General features: G+C 39.8%; 3 protein-coding genes. All 3 read left to right on the top strand.

Annotation, left to right across the window (positions count from 1 at the left end):
• The first annotated feature begins 331 nt into the window (after window positions 1–331).
• The 3 genes from rsmB (at window position 332) to pknB (ending at window position 4,810) form a co-directional block, all read left to right on the top strand.
• Window positions 332–1,702 carry a 16S rRNA (cytosine(967)-C(5))-methyltransferase RsmB gene (rsmB, locus tag B5D30_RS09785; RefSeq protein WP_078807892.1) on the top strand — a complete coding sequence of 457 codons (1,371 nt, stop codon included), beginning with the start codon at window positions 332–334 and terminating at the stop codon, window positions 1,700–1,702.
• Between the two features lie 214 nt (window positions 1,703–1,916).
• Window positions 1,917–2,660: a Stp1/IreP family PP2C-type Ser/Thr phosphatase gene (locus B5D30_RS09790; protein WP_078807893.1), complete on the top strand. Its 744-nt coding sequence runs from the start codon at window positions 1,917–1,919 to the stop codon at window positions 2,658–2,660.
• Window positions 2,657–4,810: a Stk1 family PASTA domain-containing Ser/Thr kinase gene (gene pknB / locus B5D30_RS09795; protein ID WP_078807894.1), complete on the top strand. Its 2,154-nt coding sequence runs from the start codon at window positions 2,657–2,659 to the stop codon at window positions 4,808–4,810. Before B5D30_RS09790 ends, pknB begins: the two co-directional genes overlap by 4 nt.
• Window positions 4,811–5,075 lie beyond the last annotated feature (265 nt).

The raw sequence follows: 5,075 nt of genomic DNA on the forward strand, positions 1-5,075 counted from the left end.
TACACTTCGTTTCGCATACAGTCTTTCTAAGAATCAAAGATTTTTGAAAGACTAGCATCAAAACGTTAGTTTCGAGCGGCACAGCGAACAGCCACCAGGCTTCAGCCACACAGCAATTTCCAAGCAACCTCGCTAGAACAGAATAAGGGCACCTCTAAAAACTCCGGTTAAACCAAAATTAGCTAGTTTTTCGATTTTCGAGGAAATCGACGAAAGCTATGTGGTTCATAGGTTGAGGAGACTGACGAAGAAAATCGGAAAACTAGCAATTTTGGGTAAGCGTGAGTTTTTAGAGGTGCCCATAAAGTGAAATCGCAGAAAGGGAGAAAAAATGGCGAAAAAATTACCAAATAAAATCAAAAAGAATCCTCGTTTTTTAGCGATGCAAGCACTGGTAAAAATTAATGAGGGCGGAGCTTATTCTAACCTTTTATTAAATGATGTGTTAAAATCAAGCAATATCAAAGAGATTGACAAGGGATTGTTTACAGAAATGGTTTACGGTGTGGTGCAAAGAAAATTGACACTTGAATATTTCTTGCAATCATTTATCCAAAATGGAAAAAAAATTGACGATTGGGTGCGAGAGCTGTTAAAATTATCCCTCTACCAAATGGAATATTTGGATAGAGTGCCGCCTCATGCCATTTTCAATGATGCGGTTGAAATTGCGAAAACATATGGCAATATCGGAATTGGCAAATTTGTCAATGGTGTCTTGCGAAATGTTCAGCGAAGAGGTTTGCCGGATACTCGTCTCATCAAGGATAAGGTAGAAAGACTTTCGATTGAGGCAAGTATGCCTGTTTGGATGATTTTGAAATTGGAAAAGCAATATGGTTTTGATTTGACCGAAAAAATTGCTCACTCGCTTTTACTTCCGCCAAAAGTAAGTGCAAGGTACAACGCATTTAACGTTTCATCTGACGAGATTTTACTAGACCTCAAAAATGCGGGTGTAACTGTTGAGTTAAGTGAAATTTCTCCTTTTGGCATTGTGGGAAAAAAAGGGCATTTGGCAAGTGTGGAGCTTTTTAAAAAAGGGATTTTGACCATGCAAGATGAAAGTTCTATGTTGGTTGCAGATACCATGCGGCTTGAAAAACAGCACAAAGTGCTAGATGCTTGTGCAGCACCGGGTGGAAAAACGACACATATCGCCTATTATTTAGATGAAAAACAAGGCGGTGAAGTAACGTCACTTGACATTTATGACCACAAAATCAAATTAATCGAAGAAAATGCTGAGCGACAAGGACTAAGCAAGCGAGTGAAAACAAAAAAAGCTGATGCACGTGAGGCGAAAAATATTTTCTCGAAAGAAAGTTTTGATCGCATTTTAGTCGATGCTCCGTGCAGTGGTTTAGGGCTAATGCGGCGAAAACCAGACATAAAATACCGCAAACAAACGGAGGATTTTCAAAATTTACAAGCAATTCAACTAGAAATTTTAGAAAGTGTAGCGACTTGTTTGAAAAAAAACGGTATAATAACATATAGCACTTGCACAATAACAGAAGAAGAAAATGAACAAGTCATTGAAAAATTTCTTTGTCAACACCCAGAGTTTGAAAAAATTCCAGTTTTGGCAAATGAAAAAGTAGGAGAACAAATAAAAAACGACATGCTCACGCTCCTACCGAATCAATTCATGACAGACGGATTCTTTATTTCTTGCTTGCAAAAAAATAAGGAATTATAATCTAAGGTTTAAGCGGAATCGAAATGCTACGCATTTCAGTGTAGCGAAAACTTTTGTATGAAAGATTTTATCAACGAAGTCGACAGACACGAAGTGAAATCGCAGAAAAGACTTCGAACGGGCGAAGCTCGGTCGTGACCCCGCTTGGCTGTAGCGACAGCGGAAGTCAAGTTTCAAGAAATCACAAAGTGATTTCGCAGAAAGGAAAAACATTATGCAAATTTATTCATTATCTGACATTGGGCGAAAGCGAAGTAGCAATCAGGACTTTGTCGCAACATTTGTAAATAAGGCGAATGCAACGCTTGCACTTCTAGCAGATGGAATGGGCGGGCATAAAGCAGGAGATGTTGCGAGTAAATTGACGGTGGAAATGCTTGGAAGCCGTTGGTGTGAGACTACTTTTGCAAGTCCTCACGAAGTAGAACAATGGTTTACTCACCAACTTCAAAATATTAACGAAGAAATTTACCAAAAAGGTCAACAGGAAGAAAAATTATTTGGCATGGGAACGACCATTGAGGCAGTGGCGATTTTTTATGGAAGTTTCACTCTGGCACATATTGGGGACTCTCGTGCGTATGTTGTGCGAGACGGACAAATGCTCCAGATTACCGAAGACCATTCACTTGTCAATGAACTTGTCAAAAGTGGGGAGCTAACCGTAGAAGAGGCAAAACATCACCCTCGGAAAAATATTATTACAAGAACAATTGGTATGCCGGGTGTTGTGCAAGTAGATGTGACCAATCAGCACATTGAGGCAGATGATATTTTACTTTTAGCAAGTGATGGTTTGACGGATATGGTAGAAGATGACGAGATTCTCTCCATTTTAGAGGAGAAACAATCGGTAAAAGAAACCGCTGAAAAACTAATTCATCGTGCGAATGAAAATGGTGGAGCAGATAACATTACCGTCCTTCTTATAAAATTTAGCGAGGAGGAAAAATCATGATTGAGATTGGTATGATTTTTAACCGTCGCTATAAAATTTTAGGAGCAATCGGATCTGGTGGTATGGCAAATGTGTTTTTAGCACATGATTTGATTTTGGATAGAGATGTGGCAATCAAAGTGTTGCGTGTCAATTTCCAAAATGACCCAATCGCTACTCGCCGTTTCCAACGTGAGGCACTTGCTGCAAGTGAACTTGTTCACCCGAATGTTGTCAGCGTTTATGATGTTGGTGAAGAAGACGGAGTGCAGTATTTGGTGATGGAATATGTGCGTGGAATGGATTTGAAAAAATATATTTCACAAAACTACCCAATTCCAAATGAACGTGTGGTGGATATTATGCGACAAATTTTGTCAGCAATGAGCCTTGCACACGCTCACCGAATTATTCACCGAGATTTGAAACCACAAAATATTTTGGTAGATGAAAACGGAACAGTGAAAATCACGGACTTTGGGATTGCCATTGCGTTTGCAGAAACAGCATTGACGCAAACGAACTCGATGATGGGAAGTGTGCATTATCTTTCGCCAGAACAAGCACGTGGTGCGATGGCGACAAACCGCAGTGATATTTATTCGATGGGAATCATTCTCTACGAACTTTTGACAGGTGGCGTACCGTTTGACGGAGATAGTGCGGTGACGATTGCATTGAAACATTTCCAAGAGGAATTGCCAAGTATTCGCCGAATTAATCCAAGCGTGCCACAGTCGCTTGAAAATGTTGCACTCATTGCCACGGCAAAAGAGGCGAACAATCGCTATGAAAGTGCACAAAAAATGAGTGACGATATTTCCACAGCACTTGATTCAAGCCGTATGAATGAAGAGAAAGTTACATTTTCTCCAGTTGACAATACGCAAACACAAGCACTCGAGCCACTTAAATCACCAAATGAGATGATGAAAACGGCAGAGCGTGAAACAATGCAAAGTCTAAAGGATAGCACAAATAGTAAACCTAAGAAAAAAGGGAAAAAACGATTCCTGATTCCTTTGTTTTTGGTGCTTTTACTCGCAGGGCTTGCCACAGCGTTTATCTTCCTCTCTCCTCGTGAGGTGACCGTGCCAGATGTGGAAAATATGACAGAGGCGGCAGCAAGAAAAGCATTAACAGATCGAAAACTTGAAGTTGCAGCAGTCAAAAAAATTGAAAGCGAGACGGTAACAAGCGGAAAAGTAATCCGCACCGACCCTGAAAAAGGACAACACGTAAAGGAAAATCGAGCGATTACGATTTATCTCTCTAAAGGAACGGAGAAGATGAAACTAGAGGATTATGTTGGACTTGCTTATGTTGATGTAGTCGATCAGCTCAAGTTAAAAGGGTATGATGAATCGCTTATCAAGAAAAAAGAAGAGTCAAGTGACACTATTCCAAGCGGACAAATCATGAAACAATCTGTTAAAGCAGGAAAATTAGTTGACCCAGAAAAAGATGAGCTAACATTCACTGTTTCAAGTGGTCCTAGTGGTGTAGAGATTGCTAGTTACGTTGGCATGAGCTTTGAAGGGGCTCAACAGCAACTTTTGTCTATTGGCTTTAGATATTCGCAAATTGAACGCATTGACGAAGAAAGTAAAACGGCAAAAGAGGGCGAAGTTATCAAACAATCGCCAGAAAAAGGTTCAGTTGTTTCACTTTATGATGGAAAAATTACGCTAGTTGTAGCAAAAAAACCAAAACCTGTAACTCTTCGAGATATGTCGGGGTATTCTAAGAAAGAAGTACAAGATTACTTGGAAGAACAAGGGTTGAAACTCACCGTGAAAGAGGAATTTTCTGATACAGTAGAAAAAGGCTTGGTCATTCGCCAAGAACCCGCAGCGGATCAACAAGTAGATGTGGGTGGAACTGTAACAGTCATCTTTTCAAAAGGAGCAGAGGCAAAAACGGAGAAAAAAGATTTTGATGTAAGCATCACATTTTCACCGACTGGTGAACAAGTGAACTATGCCGTTGAAATAGATAACGGAAGTGGTGTGATAAAAAAATCATTTACCGTAGCAGCTACTGGTGAGGTAATAAAAATTCCAGTTACAGCAGGAAGTGACGGCAAGGTGAAAATTACTATCAAAGACGATACAGGCAAAGTATTGAAAACACAAAGCGTTGCAGCAGACAATGCGACAATAACTGTTTAAAAAAACTCCGCACACTCTTAACATTAGAGGTTGCGGAGTTTTTTTGTACATTACTGTAAACGCAACGTGCTTTTGTGTTAAAATAAGAAAAGATGAGTAAGACAGTAAATTACGCAGGAAAACTTTATTCAACTTTTAATTTGGATAGAATAAAGTTCAAGTTTCGAGCAATTTGGAGGAAAATGCGAAGAAAAGACTTTGAGCGGACGAAGTTAGCGAATGACCCCGCTTGGACGGAACGAAGCGTAGTTCAAGTTTCGAGCAA

The sequence above is a fragment of the Pilibacter termitis genome (assembly GCF_900167335.1).
GTDB lineage: Bacteria > Bacillota > Bacilli > Lactobacillales > Streptococcaceae > Pilibacter > Pilibacter termitis.

Excerpts from the sequence above, each read along its gene's own strand:
- pknB (WP_078807894.1), top strand. The coding sequence starts at position 2,657 with ATGATTGAGATTGGTATGATTTTTAACCGTCGCTATAAAATTTTAGGA.
- rsmB (WP_078807892.1), top strand. The coding sequence starts at position 332 with ATGGCGAAAAAATTACCAAATAAAATCAAAAAGAATCCTCGTTTTTTA.
- B5D30_RS09790 (WP_078807893.1), top strand. The coding sequence starts at position 1,917 with ATGCAAATTTATTCATTATCTGACATTGGGCGAAAGCGAAGTAGCAAT.